Below are 24460 nucleotides of genomic sequence, written 5' to 3' on the forward strand. Positions count from 1 at the left end.
CAGGCTATTTATTCAAATAAACCTTTTTGTAAAAATCCATGTACTCGGTAATATTTTTTTCCTGAAGGAAGATGCTGAAGTTTTCATCTGATATCAGGAAGTTACGGTATTGGGCACTGCCCAACGGTGCATATAAGCTGCGGGTTTGTTTTACAATATCGAAGTAACGCTGCGCGGTATCACGATCTTCCATGCCTTTAATAATCACCAGTTGCCGAATGGCATCAAGCCCCTGTTCTTCAATTACAAAATTTGAGCTGGCAAAATTTGATTGGTTAAACTGCTGAATGCCTCCCACAAAAGTTGCTTTATCAACACCGGTTGCCGGAATGACAAATACAATGCGATGTGCTCCTTCAATTTCTGGCTGATATGGGCCTTCGGGCACCTCCCTGTTTTCCACTTCTTCGGTTTGAACGCTGCCCGCCGTGGTAGTTGAAGCGTTTGTACTGCCTGCGTTGCCCGTTGTGGTTGATGTACTTGCCGGCCTGCGCTGTATGTAATTATTCCTGAAGAAAGTAATGTACTCGTCTACCTTATTTTCGTCAAGCAACGTTTGCAAGTTGTCGTCGGTAATCAGGAAGTTACGGTAGGTTGACTGCCCAAGTGGCTCGAACAAACTACGCGTAGTTACCACCCTTCGGAAATACGACATGGACTCGTTAATTGTAGGAATACCTTTAACTACCAGCAGCTGGTAATCGCCCACCTCTTTTAATTGCAGTGCAAGATTCCAGCTTCGGAACTGGTCGCGGTTAAAATCTGCAAAACCGCGCAACAGCGGTCGCATGGCCAAACCTTTATCTTTTACAGCAATAATAAAATTTTGAGTGGTATCAACGTCGGTATCAAACAATCCCTTGACACCGGCTTTTACGGTAACAAAAGTTCCGCGTTCTTTCAGCGCATTGTCTTCGGCTTCGGCACGTGCCATCAGCTCCTCAGGTGAAATATCCATTTCGTCGTCGCTGAAGTTTGAGCGGATAAAACGACTGTAATTTTTCACAAAAAACTTCATATAGTCAGCCGTTGAGCGCTCTTCTTTAACTGCGCGGTAATTGGTTGATGATATTACAAAGTTCATATACTCAACCCCCTGCAGGGTTTTAAACACCGATGCCCTTCGGATGATTGCTCCGTGATAAATCAATGCATTTTCCTTATTGGTCATTGCCCGAACAAGCACAAAAGCCAGCTTGTCATCGAGGTATTCCGTTTCAATATCGTAATCAATTTTGGTGTAATGATCGATGTTGTAATTGGCAATATCAAACTTCAGGCGATTCAAATCAATTTTACTTTCATCCTCGCGCGGATAGGCAATTACAAAATAATGCAGCAAATCTTCTTCGTAGCTAAACTTGCCACCAAATTCATCATCGGCCATAAAGTTTTCAGGCAATAATTCTTCGTTCTGAATCTCTTCGTTTATGTAACCCATTTCCACCAGTTTCTGGTAGTCGGTAAGCGTACTGTCCTGGATCAGGGTAAGAATTTCCTGCGCCAGTGGAGATGGTTCCTTATCGGGATATTGTGCCAGGTAGTCTTTTAACAGTGTTTCAAAATTGTGTACACCTGTTTGAACCCCATTGGCTACCGTTTGCATAAAGTCAATTTTCGGAAGAATAACACTATCCGGTTCCATGCGTTTCATCTGGCCGGTAAGTGATTGTACATTCTGGTACCTGCCCAACTTGTAGTTTCTGAATGTTTCCTGATACATGCGGTTCAAACTATCCAACTTGGCTTCCATTTCAATAAAGAAATTTGGATTGATAAGGTATTGGGCAAACTTACTATTCGGGAAGTTAGAAATAATCAGGTTACGATAATAGTCTGATTGTGTTTTATCGCCCATCAACTCGTACAAGTCGTACAAATCAAAATAGGCCGATAAAAGGTACATATTATTCGGATAGCGTTTTATCAATTCCTCAAAAGCTTCGGCTGAACGTTTGTAGTCTTCAAACTCCGATTTAAATATTTTCCCGGCATTGTATAATGCGTCGCGTATCCGCTCATGCGAAACTTCCATCAGCGAATCGGTTAAGGGCAAATCCTGGGTGTAAAATTCTTTTTTCAACGGATCTTCTACCCGTTGTTCTTCGGGTTCTGCACCATCAGCCAGTTCTTCGCCTTCCTCCATCGAAACAGTATTTTTATTCGATCGTCGCCAATCGTCTTCCAGCGTTCTCCGTCCCCATTGCTGTTGGAAAGTAACACGGCCATAAGTTACCGTTTGCGGGTTATAAAAATACCAGCCGGCTCCACCCGAATTTCCCATTCCCATTCGGTAGCGGTTTGATCGGTAATAGCCCTGACTACGAGCTCCCTGCATGGCCACATTCTCCATATTGCGCTGGCGCTCCTGCTCTTCTTTCATTAAACTGGCAATTAAAGCTTCACGCTCTGCATCGGGCATATTGGCCACCCTCTGCAAGCTGTCTTCCCGCTCAACGGTAAGCATATTGTCAACCAGGTTGGTTAAGCTTTTATAACGTGCCGATACATTTTTATAGTCGGGGTAAGTTTCGTCGATAATAATCATGGCACTATCGTAATACGATTGTGCTCCACGGTAGTTTAAATCCTCAAAATAAATATCGGCGAGCGTTATTGCCGAAAGTGCACGCTGAAACTGATTTTTAAAACTTGTGGCTACCGATTCTTTATAATTGCCTTTTGCACCATCGCGATCACCTTCACGAAAATCGATGTTACCCAAAGCATAATAAATCTGGTCTCTGAAATCCACATTTTTTTTATCGCGCAACATTTTATTCAGCTGCTTTCTCAGGTCTGCCGTATTTCCTTCTCCCGAAAATACACCGGCTGCATTAATGCGGGCGTTAAAAGCCATGGCGTAATCCGGATTCATTTTAGTAACGGCTTTAAAAGCTGCCGAAGCTGCTTCGTTTTGCCCCAGCTCCTGGTATAGTTGTGCCACAATGTATTGCAAACGGGCTTTGTCTTTCTTCCAAAAGGTTTTTTTAATGGCAATGTCCAGCATACGAATAGCATTGTTGTATTCCAGCTGTTTCATGTGATAATAGGCAGTGGCAATGGCAAAATCACGCTCCAGGCTTTTCGGAAAATCATCGTAGGCCTGAATGGCCTGAATAACTTCGTTGGCTTCAATAAATCGTTCCAATTCGGTAAAACTTCTGATGAGCCAAACCTGGGCCTCATCGGCTGTTTCTTCGTCGGGGTACTTTCTAACCACATACGAGAAATTATCGATAGCAGCAAAATAGTTATGCTGATAGAAATAGGCCTTACCCATTAACAAATAGCTTTCGTCAATCCATTTGTTAAACTCTTCCTGACTGGCAAACTCCTGATACTTGCGCGAACCACCGCCCCGTTTACGTTTTGGTTTTTTTGTAATCGAATGAATTTCAACCAGCTTAGAACATTTTACCACGGCGTAATCCATATCCGATTTTACCATCCGAATGGTTGATGGATCGCTCTCTTTATAAATGGGCAAAACCCGGGTAAAATCGTCTTCGATGCGCTCCTCAATTGTTGCAACACCCTCTTTTACAGCCTCGTTGGCATTAAAATAAATATTATAACGCGAGGTTACATTATGAAAAGTTCGTGATGCCCGCGTGTTTTTTTCGGTTGAACAGCCGGCAAAAACCGAAACCAATAAAAAGAGAAATATGGTATGTAAAATTCTTTGTCTCAAACAGTTTTTTGTTAACTCATTGAATAAACTCGGGAATTACAAGATTATTGCCTGCAAGCGCCGAATTGTTTTACCAAAATAAAGCTGCAAAAATAAGAAAAAATGAATGTGTAAAAGAATTAATTATTCTTTGGGAGAATTAAGCCTTGAGAAGGGATTTAAAACCAAAAAAAATTGCAGGGATAACACGTGTGTCTTCCCTGCAAATTGCTTGTTATTTCCTTGTAATTTTTACCTTTTTTGTTGGCGCCTGCTGAATGTTTCGCACGTGCACGCGGTGTTTTACCTTTTCGGCAACTTCGGCAAAAGCTTGTCCGGTTATTGTTTCGCCATTAGCAGCAACAGGAGAACCATTGTCGCCACCTTCGCGAATACTTTGCACAATAGGTATTTGCCCCAGCAGCGGCAAGCCCAACTTGTCGGCCAGTTTTTTTCCGCCTTCTTTTCCAAAAATGTAATATTTATTTTCAGGAAGCTCTTCAGGCGTGAACCAGGCCATGTTTTCAACTAAACCCAGTACCGGGACATCAACCGATTTGCTTTGGAACATACTGGTACCACGCACCACATCGGCCAGAGCTACATCCTGGGGAGTTGTAACAATTACTGCACCGGTAACCGGAACCGACTGTACCAGTGTTAAATGAATATCGCTGGTTCCTGGTGGCAGGTCGATGAGTAAATAATCCAGGTCGCCCCAGTTTCCTTCCGAAATAAGTTGCTTTAGCGCATTTGATGCCATTGGCCCTCGCCAGATGATGGCACTGTCGGTATCAACAAAAAAGCCAACCGACAAAAATTTAACACCATATTTTTCCAGCGGATTTATCATTTCGCGGTCGTCAATTTTTACCCCTGCCGGACGCTCCCCTTCAACACCAAACATTTTTGGAATTGATGGTCCAAAAATATCCGCATCGAGCAAACCCACTTTGGCTCCTGATTTTGCCAGTGCTACAGCCAGGTTAACCGCAACTGTTGATTTTCCAACGCCACCTTTACCCGACGCCACAGCCACAATGTTCTTTACATTGGGTAAAACCGGGCGTTCCATATCGTGGATAAACTTAACAGCAATATTGTCTTCAATCTCAACCCCTTCACCCAGGTATTTTTTTATGGCGTTTTCGCAGGCCAAAACAAGGGCCTCAATATTGGGGTCGTTACTTTTCTGAAAAACCAGCGAAAAACTTATACGTTGCCCCGCTATACGAATCTCCTGGGGCATTTCCAATTGTACAACATCTTCGGTGCTTCCGGGGTATTTTACCGTACGCAATGCGTCGGTAACATCCTTCGGAACAATTAATTTTCTTGGTATATCTGCCATTTTAAACGGTTTATTTTACTGTTATTAATGTTAATATGAAGCTGCAAATTTAATAATTGCATTTAGATGAACAGTTGAAAAAGAGAAATGTTTCATCTTTTCGTTATGAACATTTGATTGTTTTAGCTATTCAATTTCCGTTAACGGATCCCAAAATTTTTCATTGAAATCCAGAATTCTGTTTTCCTGAACATGCAATCCTTCTGCTTCCAGTAATTCTTTCATTGCATTGGGGTTATCAAAATGATGTTTTCCGGTGAGCAGGCCATTTCGGTTAACCACCCGGTGTGCCGGAACATATTCGTGGTGGGCATGACTGGCATTCATTGCCCACCCTACCATACGCGCGGCTCCCGGCGATCCAATGCTGGCAGCAATGGCACCGTAAGATGTTACCCGCCCCGGCGGTATTTGTTTTACTACTTCGTAAACCTGGTTAAAAAAATCGGACATAGATTAAAATATCTATTTTAAAATATTAGTTGAATATTCTGGATTGAAAGTCGGATAGTATCAAATTTCCAATGCCGAACTTCCAATTCCCACCAGTTATTCTCACTTAAAGATGCTGCATTGGAGACTGGAGATTTTACCCGCCATTATAAATCGCGGGCAGTTCGCCCAAAGCTACGGTATTCATCGCGTTCAATCTCAATATTAGGTTCGAGGTACTCGTTTTGATGCGGAATAAAAGCGAGGTATTTACTGGTAATTCCCCGATCGAGCCATTGCTTCTCGTAATAAGTACGAATGCGCAACACATCGGTTAATCCTTCCCATTCATACAAATTATCGGTTTGAGCCAGAATTTCAAATCCATTGACTTTCACCATCTCAAGGGTGTATTTAAACTGAAACTGGCTATCGGTTTTCAGGTGAACAATGCCACCCGGCTTTAAAAAATTGCGGTACTTATTTAAAAATGTAGTTGAGGTAAGCCGCTTTCGTACTTTTCGCATTTGCGGATCGGGAAAGGTTAACCAGATTTCGTCCACTTCGTTGGGGGCAAAAAACTGGGTAATCAATTCAATATTGGTACGTAAAAAGCCCACGTTTTTCATGTTGCGCAGAAAAGCCTGTTTGGCACCTTTCCAAAGCCGGGCACCTTTTATGTCAACTCCAATGTAGTTAATGTTTGGGTTCATTGCAGCCAGCTCAACGGTATATTCGCCTTTTCCGCAGCCCAACTCTAAAACTATAGGGTTATCATTCTTAAAAAAATCAAGAGCCCACTTTCCCTTTAACTGAAAATCATCATGTCCTACCTTATGAAACGGTGCCTGAACCACATGTTCAAAGCCTTTCATCTCATCAAATTTCTTTAGTTTTCCTTTTCCCACCTTTGCAATAAAGTTCTTCTGTTATTAATAAAACCAGAGGTTATTTTATTTTTTCTACTCTAAAACCCACATCGGTAATACCTTCCAATTCTTCATCACGCATTCCGTGTTGCAAGCGGATAAAATAAGTTCCTGAATGTGGAAAAAATACGTTTCTCCGGTAAACAGCCTGTCGGGTTTTTAGCCCGCCAAAACCCTGGCCCAACCATTTTCCTGTTGGGTCGGCCAAAACCAGTTCAAAGGTATCTTTCAGAGCTGTTCCTCCGGGTTGTTCAATGGTAACAAACAGCCACAGGTTGCTGTAGCGGTAATTGAGTTCGTTACGCACATTTATAAACAAGTTATGATTTTGCAGGGTATCATCTACCGGCACGTTAAAAACTACCAGCGAATCTTTTTGCCAACTGCTTTTCGGAATAGATTTGTATTGATCGAAAACGCGCCGATTATCGCACGAGGCCGTTACAAATAAAACTGCGGCAAACACTACAATTTGTAAAATACGATTCATTGTTCCAGGTAATTATCAATAACTTTTAGCACCTACAGGTGCCACTGTCATTTATTTACTATTTAAGCTGCACAAAACAAACACAAAAAATGAGAAGTTGTTTGTTTATTTACGACGTTGTTTACGATTTTGATTTTGTCGTTGCGGACGATTTTGTCCACGCTCACGCTCCTGGTTATTATTTTTACTGCGGTCTTTTTGTTGACCCTGCGTTTGCGACTGGTTTCTGGGCGTATTTCTGCCAGATTGCCGTCGGCTACCCCGATTTTTCGAGCGGCTCTTTTTCTTCGAGCGGTCGAAGCGATCGAGGTCTTCCTGCCCAACTACATTGTGGAATGTATCGTTTTTCTGTGCACCGGCATCGTATTTTTCAACCACCAGTTTTTCCGGCTTTTTGCCATTTCTGTTTAAACGCAACACCTCTTTCACCCTTTTTACCGGTACGGCTACCAATGTTCCGGGGCCTTCGCCGCGAGGCGCATACCAATAAATTCCTCCAAAAATATCGGCTTTTAAAAACGAGTAGCTCATGTGCTCTGTTTCCAGCGGAATATGGTTTGGCGGGAAATCTTTTTGCGCATCAATATAGGCATCTACCTCAAAATTAAGGCAGCATTTCAATTTTCCGCACTGCCCGGCCAGTTTTTGCGGGTTTAGCGAAATCTCCTGATGCCGTGCCGAATTTGTGGTAACAGAAACAAAATTACTCATCCAGGTTGAACAACACAGTGAGCGGCCGCAGGGGCCAATTCCGCCAATACGTCCGGCTTCCTGGCGGGCGCCAATTTGTTTCATCTCGATGCGGATACGAAAAGTTTCGGCCAGCACTTTTATCAGCTGGCGAAAATCAACCCGACCATCAGCAATGTAATAAAAGATAGCCTTGGTGCGGTCGCCCTGGTATTCCACATCGCCAATTTTCATATCCAATCCCAAATCTTTAACAATCTGTCGTGATTGAATCATGGTTTCATGTTCCAGCGAAATGGCTTCTTTCCATTTGTCGATATCAACCGGTTTGGCATGACGGTATACTTTACGGTATTCGCCATTGTTTAGGGTTACTTTATGGCGTTTCATTTGCTCAAACACCAGTTCGCCCATCAACGAAACAATTCCTATATCGTGTCCCGGATTTCCCTCAACAGCAATTAATTCGCCAACTTTAAGCTTCAGATTATTAACATTTTTGTAGTAATCTTTTCGGGTATTTTTAAAACGTACCTCAACAATATCTTCGCCTTTGTAGGCAGGCTGTACATCGCCAAGCCAGTCGGTTACCTGCAGTTTGCCGCAGTTTCCAACTTTTGTCTGACAAATTCCTCTATCTGTGGTATTTACTTCTTTCATTTTATTGATTCGTAGTATCGCAGCACAAGGCTTATCTTCATTTCAAATTAATCCTGAAAATGTGCCGCTGCGACTCTTTTGCATTTAGCTGAAGCCATTTTATTTTCGGCTTTGCCAATATAAGCATTTAACCCACAAAAGTAATGATTAATAGTTATTTGATTTAAGCTGAAGCTGTTTTTAAAATGAATCTAAAAAGGAGAAATAAACTTTAGAGGGTTTGTCAATTTTATCGTTTTATCAATCGTACCATCCGTAAACCGGTATCCATAAAAATAATGCGTGGATTTCCGTTCATGGAAATGTGTTTGATAGCCAGTTCAAATTCGTCGGCAAAAGCTACTATGTTTCGCTCGTTAATAAATGGAGCAAATTTTTTACCCCAGTCTTTTTCGGCACGATTCATATACACAATTTCGCTGCGGTGCATGTTCGACACAAAATACTCGCGCACCAGGCGAAGCGCTGCAGCAAAAAAGGCTTTCTGTTTATCGCGGCCAATGCCGGCCATTTCATCTGCCCAGTCAATCATTTCTTTTACCTGTCGGGCATAGGCAAAGCGCATCATTTCCTGGAATTTCAGGAAATAAAACTGCTCCTCTTCTCCCGGGTTTAAGTATTCTAAAGCTTTGATATAACTGCCCGAAGCCAGGTGTACGGCATCAGGAATTATCTCCGGATTGATACCTTCGATTTGCAACAGCGCATTTTGTATTGATTCATTATCAACAAAAGGAAATTTAACCAATTGTGCCCGCGAACGAATGGTTCCAATTACCCCTTCTTCGTTTTCAGTTACTAAAATAAAAAGCGTTTTGCTGGGTGGCTCCTCAATCATTTTAAGTAGCTTGTTCGAGCAGGCAATATTCATTTTTTCGGGTAACCAAATAATCATCACCTTAAACTCCGACTCAAACGATTTTAGGTTTAGTTTTCGTAAAATAGATTCGCTTTCGCGCTCATAAATTTCACCCTGTGCATTTCCGGCATCAATGTGGCTCAACCATTCGCTAAGCTCGAAATAGGGATTTTGCAGTACCTTTTCTCTCCATTTTGGTAAAAAATCGTCGCTAACCGGTTTATTAAACTGTTTGGCATTAAAAATAGGAAACACAAAATGCAAATCGGGGTGGGCCAGTTTTTTATACTTATGGCAACTGGGGCAGGTTCCGCACGAATCGGTTTCGCTACGGTTTTTACACGAAATATATTGTGCATAAGCCAAAGCCATAGCTAATTTTCCTGTACCTGAAGGCCCCGAGAATAATTGGGCGTGACTGATTCGCTGCTCCTGAACCGAACGGATCAGGCGGTTTTTAACATCTTTTTGTCCTACTACATCTTTAAAAAACATAAGCCAAAAATAGCACTTTCTGTCGTTTCAGTAGCCACACAAAGCATAAATATCCCCGATGATTACTAAGTTGCTGTTGGCACGTCTAAAACAAACCATCAACACATTACCGCAACAAAGCATTCTATCATTCCTTTTATCTTACTCTTACATTAAATTACAAAGAGCATTAAAATTCCACTGTTTTTTCGTGCTATTAATTTTTATCTTTGGTTGAATTTTTCAAAAAACACTAAAAAAACAAAATATCATGCAAACAATTAGCAGCTATGATTTTAAAGGGAAAAGAGCCCTTATCCGCGTTGATTTTAACGTGCCATTAAACGAAAATTTTGAAATTACTGACGACACCCGAATGCGCGCTGCACTTCCTACCATCAAAAAAATTATTGAAGGCGGAGGTTCACCAATTATTATGTCGCACCTGGGACGCCCCAAAAGTGGCCCTGAAGCAAAATTCTCGTTAAAACCATTGGTAAATCACCTGAGTGAATTGCTTGGTGGTGCAACGGTAAAAATAGCTCCTGATTGTATTGGCGACGAGGTAAAAGCCATGGCTGAAGCGGTTAAACCTGGTGAGGTTTTAATTCTGGAGAACCTGCGTTTTTACAAAGAAGAAACTGCCGGCGACGAAGCATTTGCTGCTAAATTAGCTGAAAACGGCGACTGCTGGGTAAACGATGCTTTTGGAACTGCCCACCGTGCCCACGCTTCAACAGCTGTTATTGCCAAGTTTTTCCCAAATGATAAAATGTTTGGCTACCTGATTGAAAGCGAAGTAGAAAGTCTCGACAAAGTAGTTAAAGCCCCACAGCGTCCGCTAACAGCAATTATGGGTGGCGCAAAAGTAAGTTCAAAAATTACCATCATCGAAAACCTGTTAAACAAAGTTGACAACCTGATTTTGGGCGGTGGTATGACCTATACTTTTGTTAAAGCAAACGGAGGAACGATAGGAGATTCAATTTGTGAAGATGACTTTATAGAAACCGCAAAAAACATTGAAAAGCTGGCCAAAGAAAAAGGTGTTAACCTGGTAATTGCCACCGATGTTGTTGCTGCCGATGATTTTAGTAACGATGCCAACACCAAAATTTGTGCAGCCAACGCCATTGAAGACGGATGGCAAGGATTGGATGCCGGTCCGGACAGTATTGTAAAAATGAAAGAGGTAATTGAAAACTCCGGTACAATTCTTTGGAATGGCCCTGTTGGTGTATTCGAAATGGAAACTTTCTCGGCCGGAACAAAAGCCATTGGCGCAGCCATTGTTGAAGCCACTAAAAAAGGAGCCTTCTCGCTTGTTGGTGGTGGCGACTCGGTAGCTGCTGTTAACCAATTCGGCATTGCGCCGGGCGTTTCCTACATTTCAACTGCAGGTGGCGCACTGCTCGAGTACCTCGAGGGTAAAACACTTCCGGGTGTTGCAGCTGTTCGCGGCGAATAAACAAAAAACAATTACTATATTTTCAAAGGTCCGAGGCTCTTGTGCTTCGGGCCTTTTTTCGTTAAAATTACCCCTTTGTTTTCACTCTTCAACATCATTTTTGGCCTGGTCTCTGCATTTTATAACTAACTTTAAACAAAAAAATGAAAGACAAAACGCAACAGGTTAACGAAAGGTTCTCGCAGGTAAATTGTGCCCAAACAGTATTTAGCCTGCATGCCAAAGAACTTGGTATTAATGAAGAGCTGGCCTTAAAAATCTCGAGTGGTTTTGGGGGTGGAATGGCATGCGCCGAAACATGCGGTGCGGTTACCGGTGCATATATGGTTATTGGAACCAAACACGGACATGCAAGCCACAATGCAGAAGCAAAGGCTGCAACAAAAGCCAAAATAAAACAGTTTAACGAAAAATTTAAAGCGCAACACGGAAGCCTGATTTGCAAACACCTTACCGGGTTCGACATTTCAACTCCTGAAGGAGCGACAGCAGCAGCAGAACAAAATGTGTTTAGCAAAAAATGTCCGGAGTTTATTAAAACCGCCTGCAAAATTTTAGCAGTGGATTTTTGAACCGAAAACTCCCCTGCACTGTTTTTAAGCTATAAGTTTCAAAAAAAATACAGTAGAGGCAATGTGCTGAAACTCCATGAAAAGAACAAACAACTTTTTTTTGGGATGGCAAAGGCTAACAGTATAAACAATTAATATTTAAAAGATGAAAGGTAACGTAGGCTCGGTTGACAGGTTATTACGAATTATAGTTGGTTTATTAATTGCCATTGTTGGTGCAATATTCGACAGCTGGTGGGGATTAATTGGCATTGTTCCTTTAGCCACCGGACTATTTCGGTTTTGCCCGCTTTATTTGCCCTTAAAAATATCAACACTGAAAAAGGACTAAACCATTTTAGCCTCTTCGACAGCAGAAATTAGTTATCTTCAGCCCCTTGTTGTTGCCAATCAATCTGCTTACCATTGAGAGATCATTGGTTTAGATTTAGTTTATTTCATATTTCTTCATATGCTGGTTTTCTTCAAAATTTAATTTACATTCAAGGCTATTTGTAATTCATACAGTATCTATTATTTTTACCGCTAACTTTAGGTAATTAATGCTGTTTTAACCAAATTTGAAAACTAATAAACTAAAGAGCTATGATTGCAATTATCCGCTGGCCTATCCTGGCCACTTTTGCACTGCTGATATTAGCAGCTTGCACTACCAACCAAGCCGAACCAAACCTAATGATACAAAAAGAAATTAACACCAACTGGACGTTTAACCAGGTTGGACAAAACGAATGGCTGCCCGCCACTGTTCCGGGTACGGTGCATACCGACCTGCTGGCCAACAAAAAAATTGAAGACCCCTTTTACCGCTTAAACGAGCACGACTTACAATGGATTGACAAAGAAGACTGGGAATATAAAACTACCTTAACAGTTGAAGCAGCACTCCTAAAAATGGATCGCGTTGAGTTGGATTTTAAAGGCCTCGACACCTATGCTGATGTGATGCTAAACGGTCAGCAAATTGCCAGCACCGATAACATGTTTCGCGAATATACCATCAATGCCAAAAAGGTTTTAAAACCAGGCGATAACGAATTGCACATTGTTTTTCGCTCGCCCATTACCGAAGGCATAAAAAAATACGACGCACAGGGATACGTAATTCCGGTTTCGGATAACGACCTTGCAAAAATTGGACAGGTTGAAGGCGACAAACAAGTGAGTATTTACACCCGAAAAGCCGGTTACCATTTTGGGTGGGATTGGGGGCCACGACTGGTAACCAGCGGAATTTGGCGTCCCGTTTTCCTGAATGCCTGGGATGAAGCAAAAATTGAAAACCTACAGATTGTTCAGCAAGAAGTTTCTGAGGAAAAAGCAAGCTTTACGGCCATTTTTGAAGTTGATGCCGCTAAAAAAGGCAAGGCTCAAATTTCAATCAAAAACGACGACTTACAGCTTGCCAGCAAAGCAATAAACTTAGTGGAAGGAATTAAAACCTACAGTGTTGATTTTGAAATTGAGAATCCAAAATTGTGGTGGACCATTGGACTGGGCGAACCACACTTGTACAATATCGAGGGTACACTTCTTGCTGATGAAAGAACAAGCACTAAAAACACCCGGATTGGTATTAGAACATTGGAGTTGGTGCGCGAAAAAGACAAACATGGTACCTCGTTCTATTTTAAACTAAATGGGCACCCTGTATTTATGAAAGGAGCAAACTACATCCCCAACGATGTATTTTTGCCTCGGGTAACCGAAGAAAATTACCGCACCGTTGTTGAAACAGCAAAAAACTCGAACAATAATATGCTTCGGATTTGGGGTGGTGGAATTTACGAAAACGACCTTTTTTACGAACTTTGCGACGAAGCCGGAATACTGATTTGGCAAGATTTTATGTTTGCCTGTGCCATGTTTCCGGGCGATGAGGCTTTTCTGGACAATGTGCGCCACGAAGCCATTGACAACGTAAAACGCCTGCGCAACCACCCCAGTATTGCTATGTGGTGTGGCAACAACGAAATACTTGCCGCCTGGAAAGGCTGGGGCTGGGAAAATGCCGAACGTGCAAAAAGCGAAGAAAACGCTGATAAAATATGGCAGGCTTATGTAGATATTTTTCATAAAACCCTGCCCGATGTGGTAAAAGAATTCGATCCGCAGCGCAGTTACTGGGCTTCAAGCCCTTCGTCGGGCATGGGCGTTCCGGCCGACCTGGTTAACGGCGACGAACACTACTGGGGCGTTTGGTGGGGAAAAGAACCTTTTGAGACTTACGCCACCCATTTGCCCCGTTTTATGAGTGAATATGGTTTTCAGTCGTTTCCGGAAATTGCAAGCGTACGCAAATACGCCACCCCTGAAGATTACGATATTTTTTCGGAGGTGATGAAATCGCACCAGCGCTCGTCGATTGGCAACGGCACCATCGAGTATTACATGCTGAAAGAATATAAAAAACCAAAAGATTTTGAATCGTTTCTTTACGTAAACCATGTACTGCAGGCCGAAGGAATTAAATTCGGACTGGAAGGACACCGCCGCGCCATGCCTTTCTGTATGGGCAGCTTGTACTGGCAAATTAACGATTGCTGGCCGGTTGCCTCGTGGAGCTCAACCGATTATTACCAAAAATGGAAAGCCCTGCAATATTACGTAAAAAAAGGATTTAGCCAGGTTTTGGTTAGCCCTTACGAAGAAGGAATAAAATACAAAGTGGGCATTGTAAACGATCGCCTGGAACCACTGCATGCCGAACTACGTATGCGCATGGTTGATTTTAGCGGGCAGGTAATTTGGGAAGAGGCGCACCTGGTAGATATCCCCGCCAACTCAAGCGACGATTATTTTGATGTGAATAAAAACGAATGGCGCTATAAATATCGAAAACAGCTTAAAAATGTAGTATTTACCGCCGAACTAATCTCAAACGGACAGATAATTTCTAAAAACAACTATTACTTTTTACCCTTTAAAAACTTAAACGTACCGGAACCGCAAATAGAATACGCTATTTCAAAAGCTGAAAATGGTTTCGATATTGCCTTAAAAACCGACAAACTGGCTAAAAATGTTTACCTGCAGATTGAAGATGAAGAGGGCTTCTTTTCTGATAATTATTTCGACCTCGTACCCAACGAAAAAGCTACTATTCACTTAAAAACTATAATTTCAGAAGAGAAACTGAATGAAGTATTAAGCATCCGTACGCTGGATGATGCATTTTAATCCTTCAACGCACAGGATGTTCACCAGGTATTTGTCTTGCTGACCATCCTGTGTGTTGTTGACAGTTTGCTGTTTAAAACATAAGCTAATCCCCATTTTAATTCCCGGCAAAATTCTGCAATTTTAAACGCATGATTAACTTTCTTTTTGTACTCTTATTTTCTTTCTGGTCTGTTTTTTACGGACGTCCTGCCTCAAACACCGAGGTTTATCTCGATAAGGGAGGTCAGCTCATTGCATTTCAGGCTACCGGCGAAAAAGGAAAAGTACATTTTAAATACCTGGACCAGGGCAGCTATCGACTATCGCTGGTATTTCCGCAACAGGAAGGTAAATACATAAAGGAAAAAACACGGCACGAAAGTATGACCAAAGCCACTTACAACGCAAAAAACAGGGTGTACTACTACCAGGGCTCCGAAGGTTTTTTTGCCATTAAATTCACCGGAATTTCAGGTGTTAAAAGCCAAAATTTTGCGGCAATTTTTAAGGAAGAACGCGAGGAGGAAGACAAATACAACGTGATAGCCGAGTTTGGCATTCATAAAAACTGTGGTTCAATCGGTGTTTTTGTTGAGGCCATAACTGCAGCGCAGTTTAAAAAAGCTGCCGATAAAATTGGCCAGGATATTTCTACCCAATCCATACGGGGCATTAACTAGAAATGCCATCCGCAAAAATGATGCGAATGGCATTTTTATTTACAAATTGAACATTGGTTAGATAATTCCAAGTTCCTTACCCACTTTAATAAAAGCATCCACTGCACGGTCAATTTCTTCCGGCGAATGCGCTGCCGACAGCTGCACACGAATTCGTGCTTTTCCGCGAGGTACCACCGGAAAACAGAAACCAATTACATAAACGCCTTCCTTCAATAACGCGTCGGCAAATTTAATAGCCAAAGGTTCGTCGTAAACCATAACCGGCACAATGGCCGTATCGCCTTTTACCAGATCAAAACCGGCAGCCTCCATTTTTGTACGAAAATGTGTGGCATTGGCCATTGTTTTTGCAGGCAAATCGGCTCCTCCCGAAAGCATTTCAATAACCTTAAGTGTGGCTCCTACGGTTGCCGGAGCCAGGGTGTTTGAAAACAGATACGGGCGCGAACGCTGGCGCAACATATCAATTATTTCGCGACGGCCCGATGTACAACCGCCATTTCCTCCGCCCATTGCTTTTCCAAACGTGGTGGTAATAATATCAATCTCACCCAGCAAATCGTAATGCTCTGCCGTACCACGGCCTGTTTTTCCAATATAACCGGTTGCATGCGAATCGTCAACCATTACCAGGGCGTCGTATTTTTTTGCCAGTTTTACAATGTCGGGAAGTTTGGCAATATCGCCGTCCATCGAAAAAACACCGTCGGTAACAATCAAGCGGTATTTTGCACCCGAAGCATCTTTCAAACACTGCTCCAGTTCTGCCATATCCGAATGTTTATAACGGAAGCGTTGCGCTTTACACAAACGTACGCCATCAATTATCGATGCATGGTTTAACTCATCCGAAATAATTGCCGATTCGGCTCCCAGAAGTGGTTCAAAAACACCGCCATTGGCATCAAAACACGCACAATACAGTATGGTATCCTCCGTGCCCAAAAATTCCGAAACTTTTTCTTCCAATTGTTTATGTATTGACTGTGTTCCGCAAATAAAACGCACTGAAGAAAGGCCAAATCCCCAGTCGTTCATAATATCCTGAGCGGCTTTAACTACTTCGGGATTATTGGCTAAGCCCAGGTAGTTATTAGCACAAAAATTTAAAACCGATTCTCCGGTAGCCACAGAAATGGCCGAACTTTGCGAAGAAGTAATAATGCGCTCAGTTTTATAAAGACCTTGTTCTTTTAGCTCCTCGAGTTTATTTCTCAGATCATTTTTAATTTTTCCGTACATGCTTTTAATTGTTAGTTTAACGCTATACAAAGTAATGGAAACCTGTAAAATTAAACATTGATAAAAGACAGAATTTTATAAACATCTAATCTGATATCCAATAAGAAGGCGTTCTGCAAATTCTTCTATCTTTGCACAAAAAATAGCGAAAAAACGACAGAATGAGTGACAAAAAAGTACGGGTACGATTTGCCCCAAGCCCAACCGGCCCTTTACACATGGGCGGAGTGCGAACAGCCTTATTTAATTACCTGTTTGCCAAAAAACATGGAGGCGAATTTATACTCCGCATTGAAGATACCGACCAGACCCGTTTTGTTCCGGGGGCTGAGGAATACATTATTGAAAGCTTGAACTGGTGCGGATTAACTCCGGTTGAAGGCCCGGGAATTGGAGGAAAATTTGGCCCTTACCGCCAAAGCGAAAGAAAAGAATTGTATAAAAAATATGCCGATAAGCTGGTGGAAAGCGGCTGGGCATATTATGCTTTTGATACACCCGAAGAAATAGAGGCCTTGCGCAAAGATGCCGAAGCCAATAAGGAAACCTTTTCGTATGGAATTGGTACCCGCGAGCAACTGAATAATTCGCTCAAGCTATCAAACGAAGAGGTTCAGCAAAAAATTGAAGCTGGCGAGGCTTATGTTATTCGTTTTAAAATGCCTGAAAATACTGATGTTTCGGAAGATGACCTGATTCGAGGCAAAGTAACCTTTAACACCACCAAAAGCCTCGATGACAAAGTATTGTTTAAGTCGGATGGTATGCCAACTTACCACCTGGCCAACGTGGTTGACGATCACCTGATGGAGATTTCGCACGTTATTCGCGGGGAAGAATGGTTGCCATCGATGCCACTGCACGTGCTGTTGTATAAAGCCCTGGGCTGGGAAGACACCAAGCCACGTTTTGCGCACCTGCCCTTAATTTTAAAGCCGGTTGGAAAAGGCAAATTAAGCAAACGCGATGGCGACAAAATGGGATTTCCGGTTTTTCCATTGCAATGGACCGATCCGAAAACCGGCGATGTATCGCGCGGCTATCGTGAAGATGGTTATTTCCCTGAAGCTTTTATAAACCTGCTGGCTTTACTGGGCTGGAACCCGGGAACAGAGCAGGAATTTTTTACTCTGGAGGAACTGGGGGAAATTTTTAGCCTTGAGCGCGTAGTAAAATCAGGCTCTCGTTTTGATCCGGAAAAGGCAAAGTGGTTTAATAAGCACTATTTCCAGCAAAAACCGGTTGACGAACTGGCCACTTTATTTACGCCGGTTTTAAAAGAAAAAGGCATTGATGCCCCTGCCGAAAAAATAAATGCTGTGGTGGCAGAAATTAAGGAACGCTGTGAATTTGTTTCGGATATTTGGGAGCAAAGCAGCTACTTTTTTGTTGCTCCAAACGAGTACGATGCCAAAACAGTAAAAAAACGCTGGAAAGAAGATACTCCTGCAAAACTCAGCGAAATTGCCGGCATTTTTGAGAAAGTTAAGGACTGGAATGCCAATTCGATAAAAGATTCTTTTTCGGCTTTTATGAATCAGAAAGAATGGGGATTTGGAGTGGTAATGAATCCATTGCGACTGGCATTGGTTGGAGGAAACTTAGGTCCGGATTTGTTTGTAATTTGTGAATTGCTGGGAAAAGATGAAAGTATAGGCCGAATAAAAGCGGCCATTGAAAAAATATAGAATTAGTAACAACAAAAAAACCGGTTCGAAGCCGGTTTTTTTGTAATCAAACTTTAAGTCTAAACTTAATTACTTTTTCTTTTTCTTCATGAAAAAGAATACAGCTGCAGCAATAACCACCACTGCCACAACAATAATAATTACCGTTGAATTTGAACCTGATGATTGTTCAACTCCAGAAAGTAAATCTTCGTCCATGTACGAACTGTCCTGAGCACCCAAATTATCAATATAGGTACCTTCATCTTGTGCCTTTACTAACAGGCTTGGTAAACTCATAATAAACAATCCGATCATTGCAATTACTCTTTTCATTTTTCTCAATTTTTAATTTTACTACTTATTTATTCAATTTTTGTTGTACGCTACTTAACAGCTCATTGGCATTTTTATACCGTGGGTTTACAGCAATTAGCTGCTGCAGTACCTCGTAGCTATGCTTATATTCTTCCAAATCAAAATACATTTGTGCTTCAAGCAAATAAAACGGTTCGTAATACGGATGTATTGTACGGCCCTTTCTTAGCAATTCCCGAACTTCCCCGTATGCTCCATTAGCCAGTTTTAAATTTGCCAAATTTACAAACATCCAGATATTATTTGGGTCAGTTGCCAGTTCCTTTTTCATCAAAATTTCTGCTTCTTCCCATTTTCGCGTTTTTAGCAATTCAATGGCACGTAAATCATTTTTTGTATTTCGTTTTATTACTACAGCCAGCGGATTACCTTTGTGGTAAAAGGTTTTAACAATTTGCGTCGATTGCCAGGTATCGTTCTTCAGCAGGTAGGGATGAATGTAATTTACACCAAACAAGGCATAGTCCCAATCTACCGAGCTACGTTCAAGGTAACGGGTGTACTGAAAATCGACATTTAAAACCCGATTAAAATAATTGGGTAACTGACAGTTCATGGCCACCACAACCTGGCTGGTATCAATGGTTGCCAGCAAATAGTCGCTGGCTTCTTTCATTCCATGAAAATAGTAGTCGTACTCGTAATTGCCCCATGCAGCTTTATTTCCACCTGAAACAGCATTAAAGTAGACATAATCAACCGGAAAAGTTTTTGCCTGATGTTGCAAAGGCAGCAGCATAAGAACAAAAAATGCAGCTACAGCAGGGATTTTTATTCCCCTTTTCAGCTGCGATTGCCAAAATGAAAATAGGCCATTAACAGCCAAAATAACCATTAAGGGCACCGTAAATAGCATCTGTCGTACTCCGCTGTACAGATTCGAGCCGATAATCATAACATAAACCAGTGGAAAAAGGAATGTAAAAAAGACGAACAACTCAATAATGAGTTGTTCGCTTAACGGTTTAGAAAACTTATAGGTTAAAAAGGCTATAAAGTAAAGCAACCCCAGCAAAACAAATTCTGGTGTTGATAATAAAATCCATTTAATAAGATAGCTCCATGGGAGCGAGGTGCTCCAGAAAACTTCGCCTTCAAAAATCTGTTTAATACTTACCTTGTAGTGCTCCATCACCGACAAGCTTTCAAGCGGATGGCGCACCACGTCCTGCAAGGCATAGGGCCAGAATAATAGCCCAAGGAAATAACCTGTAAGTACTATTACAATTCCCTGGCCCATTAACCTTACAAAACAAGGTTTAGTTGAAACGATATACTTAAGTAAAAAAGGCTTCGAAACAAGAACCACCAAGTACCCAAATACCAAATAGGCAAATAGGATTAAACCGCCAATACGCACCGAACAGGTGAAAGCAATGGCCAGTGCCAAGCCAACGGTTGTTTTCCACCCGGGTTTTGGCAGTTGTTTTAAATATTTTATGATGAAATAAATTCCGGCGACGTAACCACTCGCAAACGGAATATCTTTTAAATTTCCAAAAGCCTGACCAAATAAACGCGGTGTCAGCAGCAACGATAACACAATGGTTGCAGCCACCCAAAACGAGTTACTGATTTCTTTTCCGAGCAAACCGGCAAATAACAACAATAAAAAGAAAAATAGGGCACCCGTAAAATGACGCGTTAAAAATTCGTTGTCGTTAGCAAATACCCGGTTAACCAGGGCTGTAAAATTATCAACCGATTGCCCGTAGTATTTTAAATTCGTTACAGGAGTATCGAGGCACGATGCATCTTTGCCACCAGTAAAATACCAGTTTACCACCTGCTTTGCATGCGGATAGTGTAACATTTCGTCGACATTAACAGCAGCCTTTGGGGCAAGCAGCGCCAAAACTACAGCTGCCAGCAACAGACTTGAACGAAACCCGTTTTCTGCAGATAATATGTCGACAAACTTACTCATACACCTCCTTTATTAAATAAACCGGACGGTTCTGTACTTCTTTGTAAATGCGGTAAATGTATTCGCCAATAACGCCCAAAAAGGTAAGCTGTACCGACCCAAAAAAACTGATGGCCAAAAAGGTTGACGACCAACCGAAAGGTGCCAGCCCGGTAAATTTTGAAACCAATGTGTAGACAATTGCCAGCAAAAAAACCACTACCCCTGACAGTCCGAGATATAAACAAAGTTTTATGGGCCATTTCGAGAAAGAATAGATGGCATCGGCTGCCAGTGCGAACAATTTTTTATTGCTCATTTTGCTTATTCCTTCCGTACGATTAGGCCGGTCGTAAAAAACTGAATCGTGCTGAAAGCCAATAAAATTGCGAATACCCGGGAAATAGCGGTTTTGTTCTGTAAATTTTAAAATGGCTGTAACAGCTCGCCGGCTAAGAATACAGAAATTTCCGGCCTGTTCCAGCTGCTTTTCCTCCGACACACTTTTAAAAATTTTATGGAAAACCCGGATGTAAAATCGTTTTGCACGTTTCTCTCCCCTGTCGTTCCGAACGGCAGAGACCACATCTCCTTTGCTTTTCTGAATTTTTTGAAAAAGGGTAGCAATCAGTTCCGGCGGGTCTTGCAAATCGCCATCCATAACCACCACATATTCGCCGTGTGCATGCTCCAAACCAGCTACAATAGCTGCCTGTAATCCAAAGTTTCGGGATAGACAGATTACTTTCAATTCCTGATATGCAGCTCTAATTTCAAGCAGCTGGTCAAGCGTGTCGTCGTTACTTCCGTCATCAACACACACCATTTCAAAAGCCTCACCTATATCCACCAGGTTTTGGTGTACTTTGGCAAGCAGTAGTTTTACTACTGCGCTTTCGTTATAAAGTGGTATGACTACGGATAGCTTCATACAATTTATTATGCTTTATGCTGAGTTCCCTGTAGCGGAACACTAATTTCCATATCAACCGGTCCCATTTCGTATTTCTCCGGACCTAACTTTTCATTCGAAGTCATCATTTCATCCCAGGTAACTTTTTGGCCGGTATAAGCGGCTGTACGCCCCATTATTGCCGTAAGCGTTGATTCGGCAGTACGATGCGCCTCAACAACCGGCTTGTTGGTACGTATGGCGGTTACCAAATGAATATGCTCTTGAATGTATGGCGAAACTTCAACAACTCCGGTTGAGCGACCATCCTTATTTTTTGGATATTCGTAAGTCCATTTTACCGAACCATCAGGATTGTAAATGGTATTTTTACAATTGGTGTATCCTTCTGTTCCCATAATCGACTCGCCCAACTGGTTGGCACAACCATCAATTTGCCGCGAGAAACTATGCGAAGAGATACCGTTGCCAAAATCAAAATCGATGCTGAAAAAATCGTACTGATCGCCTGTTAATCGGCGGTGTCTGCCACCAAAACCAACTGCAGTTTCGGGGGTTTTGCCCATAAACCAGTTAACAATATCAATATTGTGTACATGGGTATCTAAAATATGGTCGCCACCCAGCCAGCAGAAGCTGTTCCAGTTGCGCAACATATACTCCATATCGCTCCAGCCTTCTTCGCGTGTACGAAACCACACGTGCGACTGCAACCAAAATGCTTTTGCCGAAACTAAATCGCCAATAGCTCCTGAAGCCACCTGCCGGTAAGTTTCAAGGTAATCGCGACTGTGTCGACGCTGTGTACCGGTAATTACCGATAATCCCATGTTCTCGGCTTTTTTTGAGGTTGCCATTATCTGGCGCGCTCCAACCGGGTCAACACAAACCGGCTTTTCCAGAAAGACATGTTTTTTGGCTTGTACAGCTGCATCAAAATGCATCGGCCTAAAATGAGGAGGAGTAGCTAAAATTACCACATCCAGGTCAACCTCTAATAAACTTTTATACGCATCAAAACCCCAGAAACAGTTTTTCTCGGGTACTTCAACACGTTGCTTCAGCAATTTATCGCGGCAATCCCATACTTTGTCTTCAAATACATCGGCCAGTGCCACCAGGTGCAAATCATGCCCTGCAGCCAAAAAGTTCAAAGCTGCTCCGGTTCCACGGTTTCCACAACCTACCAGTCCAACCTTCAACTCCTTTCCATCAGGAGCCAGATCAATCAGTGGTGGAAATTCATAATCAACTTCTTTGTTTGCTTTTTTACAAGAACTTAGAGCATTAAGCCCTATAACACCGGCGGCACCAATCAGGGCCGATTTTTCCAGAAAATTCCTGCGTGATAGTTGATCTTTATTCATCTTATTTGGTTTTATTTTTTTCTGATTTTAATCCTTCTTCGTCGTATTCGCACACTACTCTGAATCCTACACTTTTTGAATCGGAGTACCACCATATACTTTTTGGTATTTGCGGATCGGTAACTAACCAAGCTTCCGTTCTAGTAAAATCGCGGCGCGCCACTCTCAGGTCTTTTGGCGAGTTTCTGAATGAGCCTCCCCGAACTACATGTTCCATTCCGTTTCTTGGTCCTCTCGGATTACGTACAACACCTTTCGGGTATTTTCCGTAAACTTTAGGATCGTAGAAATCAAGACAGAATTCAGCAACGTTACCCAGCATGTTTTTTAAACCAAAGGGATTGGCTTCTACCTTGTCGGGTTGCTGTGTTTTATCCGGACTATTCAGGTGCGAAATCACATACTGATTGAACACCTCGGCATTGCTACCCAATAATTTTTTTATAAAACCATCGACCTCAAAATCTTTAGGTGATCCTTCAAAGAAGTAAGGCATTTGTGTGCCGCCACGCGCTGCGTATTCCCACTCCGCCTCGGTAGGTAACCGGTACTTTTTACCGGTAACCTGGCTTAGCCAACGGCAATAGGTTTCTGCGGCATGATGGCTCATTGTAATGGCCGGACGTGTACCTTTTCCCCAGCCCTGATCAGGGGCACCCCAAGGCGGCGTAGCTCCTGAAATACCATCGGTTTCTTCATCCACCTCAACCGCTTCTTTTCTTCCCTGCGAACCGGTAGCAGTAAAAAAGGCCAGGTATTCATTCCATGAGACCTCAATCTCGCCCATCCAGAAACTATCAACCAATACTTCCCGAACAGGACCTTCATCTCTTCCACGATATGGCTCATCAGCAGGACTTCCCATTTTAAACTGGCCGCCCGGTATTGCAAGCATTTTAAACGCTACTGCTGTTCCCGGAATTTGTTCGTCAAAAGTTTCAAAAGCGTACACTTCTGCTGGCTCATTAAATATCTCTTTCGGATCAACAACTTCTTCTATTCCTGTCAACAAGCCGGTTTCTCCGCGATAATGGCCAACATCGTGGTGGCACTGCATACACGAGTTGTTTTCCGGATCGCGAATGTACTTTATATGCTGCAGGCACCCCTGCTCGCTAAGTGTTGACGGAAACATATTGGTATGACACTTTAAACAACCATCTTCGTAGACAAAACGTTTTGAGGCCTCAACCGAACGTTTTGCTGCCCAATCAATTTCTTCCGGATCCTTTGTAAGGAAGGCATATAAATCATGAAATCCGTGATAAGCCTTGCGAGTTAAAAAACGGGCGGTTTCGTCTTCAGGTGGCAAGTGGCAATCAACACAATTAACCGATACACCACTTGGGGTATTATGGTGAACAGAAAGTTTCCAACTGGTTTCTGCATGCGGATGCACATGGCATGAATTACAAAATTCGTTGGTTGACGTATAGTGCACTGTTTTGTTAAACAAAAGCAAGAAGAGTATAACACTCAATCCCCCCACAATAAACAGCATGAAATGCTTACGTTTAATCGTTTTATCAGTCATTCTTAATCAA

The 24460-nt window shown here is 42.3% G+C and carries 19 protein-coding genes; 6 read left to right on the forward strand and 13 right to left on the reverse strand.

Annotated features, from left to right (window positions below; translation table 11 throughout):
* Positions 1 to 4 precede the first annotated feature (4 nt).
* From QZ574_RS09535 to QZ574_RS09565, 7 genes are all read right to left on the reverse strand, one after another.
* Complete coding sequence (locus QZ574_RS09535; RefSeq protein ID WP_297089205.1) at positions 5 to 3694, reverse strand: tetratricopeptide repeat protein; 3690 nt, start codon at positions 3692 to 3694, stop codon at positions 5 to 7.
* Between the two features lie 214 nt (positions 3695 to 3908).
* On the reverse strand, positions 3909 to 5024 hold the full coding sequence (locus tag QZ574_RS09540; protein ID WP_297089207.1) for an Mrp/NBP35 family ATP-binding protein: 1116 nt from the start codon (positions 5022 to 5024) through the stop codon (positions 3909 to 3911).
* Between the two features lie 126 nt (positions 5025 to 5150).
* Positions 5151 to 5477, reverse strand: a complete 327-nt coding sequence (locus QZ574_RS09545; RefSeq protein WP_297089209.1) for an MGMT family protein — start codon at positions 5475 to 5477, stop codon at positions 5151 to 5153.
* 146 nt (positions 5478 to 5623) lie between these two features.
* A complete protein-coding gene (gene trmB, locus QZ574_RS09550) occupies positions 5624 to 6364 on the reverse strand; it encodes a tRNA (guanosine(46)-N7)-methyltransferase TrmB (RefSeq protein ID WP_297089211.1) in 741 nt (246 codons plus the stop codon).
* A gap of 40 nt (positions 6365 to 6404) precedes the next feature.
* Complete coding sequence (locus QZ574_RS09555; protein ID WP_297089213.1) at positions 6405 to 6875, reverse strand: gliding motility lipoprotein GldH; 471 nt, start codon at positions 6873 to 6875, stop codon at positions 6405 to 6407.
* Positions 6876 to 6980: 105 nt separating this feature from the next.
* The gene (gene ricT, locus QZ574_RS09560) at positions 6981 to 8225 is read right to left on the reverse strand and encodes a regulatory iron-sulfur-containing complex subunit RicT (RefSeq protein ID WP_297089215.1); all 1245 of its coding nucleotides are present in this window, start codon (positions 8223 to 8225) and stop codon (positions 6981 to 6983) included.
* Positions 8226 to 8454: 229 nt separating this feature from the next.
* Positions 8455 to 9579, reverse strand: a complete 1125-nt coding sequence (locus QZ574_RS09565) for a DNA polymerase III subunit delta (RefSeq protein WP_297089216.1) — start codon at positions 9577 to 9579, stop codon at positions 8455 to 8457.
* Positions 9580 to 9829: 250 nt separating this feature from the next.
* Between QZ574_RS09565 and QZ574_RS09570 the strand changes: the two genes are divergently transcribed.
* The 5 genes from QZ574_RS09570 to QZ574_RS09590 all read left to right on the forward strand — a co-directional run bounded on the left by QZ574_RS09570 (position 9830) and on the right by QZ574_RS09590 (position 15440).
* Positions 9830 to 11026 (forward strand): phosphoglycerate kinase, encoded by a 1197-nt coding sequence (locus QZ574_RS09570; protein WP_297089217.1) that lies wholly within the window; start codon positions 9830 to 9832, stop codon positions 11024 to 11026.
* A 143-nt stretch (positions 11027 to 11169) separates the two neighbouring features.
* On the forward strand, positions 11170 to 11598 hold the full coding sequence (locus QZ574_RS09575) for a C-GCAxxG-C-C family protein (RefSeq protein ID WP_297089219.1): 429 nt from the start codon (positions 11170 to 11172) through the stop codon (positions 11596 to 11598).
* Positions 11599 to 11743: 145 nt separating this feature from the next.
* Positions 11744 to 11929, forward strand: coding sequence for a DUF2892 domain-containing protein (locus QZ574_RS09580; RefSeq protein ID WP_297089221.1), 186 nt, complete (start codon positions 11744 to 11746; stop codon positions 11927 to 11929).
* Between the two features lie 254 nt (positions 11930 to 12183).
* Entirely contained in the window at positions 12184 to 14778 is a 2595-nt protein-coding gene (locus QZ574_RS09585; protein WP_297089222.1) for a glycoside hydrolase family 2 protein, read from the forward strand.
* Between the two features lie 131 nt (positions 14779 to 14909).
* Positions 14910 to 15440, forward strand: a complete 531-nt coding sequence (locus QZ574_RS09590) for a hypothetical protein (RefSeq protein ID WP_297089224.1) — start codon at positions 14910 to 14912, stop codon at positions 15438 to 15440.
* A 57-nt stretch (positions 15441 to 15497) separates the two neighbouring features.
* Here the strand turns inward: QZ574_RS09590 and kbl are convergent, their stop codons facing one another.
* Positions 15498 to 16685, reverse strand: coding sequence for a glycine C-acetyltransferase (gene kbl, locus QZ574_RS09595; protein ID WP_297089226.1), 1188 nt, complete (start codon positions 16683 to 16685; stop codon positions 15498 to 15500).
* A 161-nt stretch (positions 16686 to 16846) separates the two neighbouring features.
* Here kbl and gltX point away from each other — a divergent pair, with 161 nt between their 5' ends.
* Positions 16847 to 18373: a glutamate--tRNA ligase gene (gene gltX, locus QZ574_RS09600; protein ID WP_297089227.1), complete on the forward strand. Its 1527-nt coding sequence runs from the start codon at positions 16847 to 16849 to the stop codon at positions 18371 to 18373.
* Between the two features lie 69 nt (positions 18374 to 18442).
* On the opposite strand, the gene QZ574_RS09605 is transcribed toward gltX, so the two are convergent.
* The 5 genes from QZ574_RS09605 to QZ574_RS09625 are packed head-to-tail and all read right to left on the reverse strand — an operon-like array spanning position 18443 to position 24450.
* Entirely contained in the window at positions 18443 to 18688 is a 246-nt protein-coding gene (locus QZ574_RS09605) for an LPXTG cell wall anchor domain-containing protein (protein WP_297089229.1), read from the reverse strand.
* 25 nt (positions 18689 to 18713) lie between these two features.
* Positions 18714 to 20657, reverse strand: coding sequence for a phospholipid carrier-dependent glycosyltransferase (locus tag QZ574_RS09610; protein ID WP_297089231.1), 1944 nt, complete (start codon positions 20655 to 20657; stop codon positions 18714 to 18716).
* The gene (locus QZ574_RS09615; protein ID WP_297089233.1) at positions 20650 to 21567 is read right to left on the reverse strand and encodes a glycosyltransferase family 2 protein; all 918 of its coding nucleotides are present in this window, start codon (positions 21565 to 21567) and stop codon (positions 20650 to 20652) included. The genes QZ574_RS09610 and QZ574_RS09615 overlap by 8 nt, the downstream gene beginning before the upstream one ends.
* Positions 21568 to 21575: 8 nt before the next feature.
* Positions 21576 to 22916, reverse strand: a complete 1341-nt coding sequence (locus tag QZ574_RS09620) for a Gfo/Idh/MocA family oxidoreductase (protein ID WP_297089235.1) — start codon at positions 22914 to 22916, stop codon at positions 21576 to 21578.
* Between the two features lies 1 nt (position 22917).
* Complete coding sequence (locus tag QZ574_RS09625) at positions 22918 to 24450, reverse strand: SUMF1/EgtB/PvdO family nonheme iron enzyme (RefSeq protein ID WP_297089237.1); 1533 nt, start codon at positions 24448 to 24450, stop codon at positions 22918 to 22920.
* Positions 24451 to 24460: the final 10 nt, after the last annotated feature.

Origin of the sequence: uncultured Draconibacterium sp. (assembly GCF_913063105.1) — a bacterium.
In the GTDB taxonomy this organism is placed as follows: domain Bacteria; phylum Bacteroidota; class Bacteroidia; order Bacteroidales; family Prolixibacteraceae; genus Draconibacterium.

Bases quoted from the DNA above. Each gene is read 5' to 3' on its own strand.
- QZ574_RS09540 (WP_297089207.1), bottom strand. From the start codon at position 5,024: ATGGCAGATATACCAAGAAAATTAATTGTTCCGAAGGATGTTACCGAC.
- QZ574_RS09545 (WP_297089209.1), bottom strand. From the start codon at position 5,477: ATGTCCGATTTTTTTAACCAGGTTTACGAAGTAGTAAAACAAATACCG.
- QZ574_RS09555 (WP_297089213.1), bottom strand. From the start codon at position 6,875: ATGAATCGTATTTTACAAATTGTAGTGTTTGCCGCAGTTTTATTTGTA.
- ricT (WP_297089215.1), bottom strand. From the start codon at position 8,225: ATGAAAGAAGTAAATACCACAGATAGAGGAATTTGTCAGACAAAAGTT.
- QZ574_RS09565 (WP_297089216.1), bottom strand. From the start codon at position 9,579: ATGTTTTTTAAAGATGTAGTAGGACAAAAAGATGTTAAAAACCGCCTG.
- QZ574_RS09570 (WP_297089217.1), top strand. From the start codon at position 9,830: ATGCAAACAATTAGCAGCTATGATTTTAAAGGGAAAAGAGCCCTTATC.
- QZ574_RS09575 (WP_297089219.1), top strand. From the start codon at position 11,170: ATGAAAGACAAAACGCAACAGGTTAACGAAAGGTTCTCGCAGGTAAAT.
- QZ574_RS09580 (WP_297089221.1), top strand. From the start codon at position 11,744: ATGAAAGGTAACGTAGGCTCGGTTGACAGGTTATTACGAATTATAGTT.
- QZ574_RS09585 (WP_297089222.1), top strand. From the start codon at position 12,184: ATGATTGCAATTATCCGCTGGCCTATCCTGGCCACTTTTGCACTGCTG.
- QZ574_RS09590 (WP_297089224.1), top strand. From the start codon at position 14,910: ATGATTAACTTTCTTTTTGTACTCTTATTTTCTTTCTGGTCTGTTTTT.
- kbl (WP_297089226.1), bottom strand. From the start codon at position 16,685: ATGTACGGAAAAATTAAAAATGATCTGAGAAATAAACTCGAGGAGCTA.
- gltX (WP_297089227.1), top strand. From the start codon at position 16,847: ATGAGTGACAAAAAAGTACGGGTACGATTTGCCCCAAGCCCAACCGGC.
- QZ574_RS09605 (WP_297089229.1), bottom strand. From the start codon at position 18,688: ATGAAAAGAGTAATTGCAATGATCGGATTGTTTATTATGAGTTTACCA.
- QZ574_RS09610 (WP_297089231.1), bottom strand. From the start codon at position 20,657: ATGAGTAAGTTTGTCGACATATTATCTGCAGAAAACGGGTTTCGTTCA.
- QZ574_RS09615 (WP_297089233.1), bottom strand. From the start codon at position 21,567: ATGAAGCTATCCGTAGTCATACCACTTTATAACGAAAGCGCAGTAGTA.
- QZ574_RS09620 (WP_297089235.1), bottom strand. From the start codon at position 22,916: ATGAATAAAGATCAACTATCACGCAGGAATTTTCTGGAAAAATCGGCC.
- QZ574_RS09625 (WP_297089237.1), bottom strand. From the start codon at position 24,450: ATGACTGATAAAACGATTAAACGTAAGCATTTCATGCTGTTTATTGTG.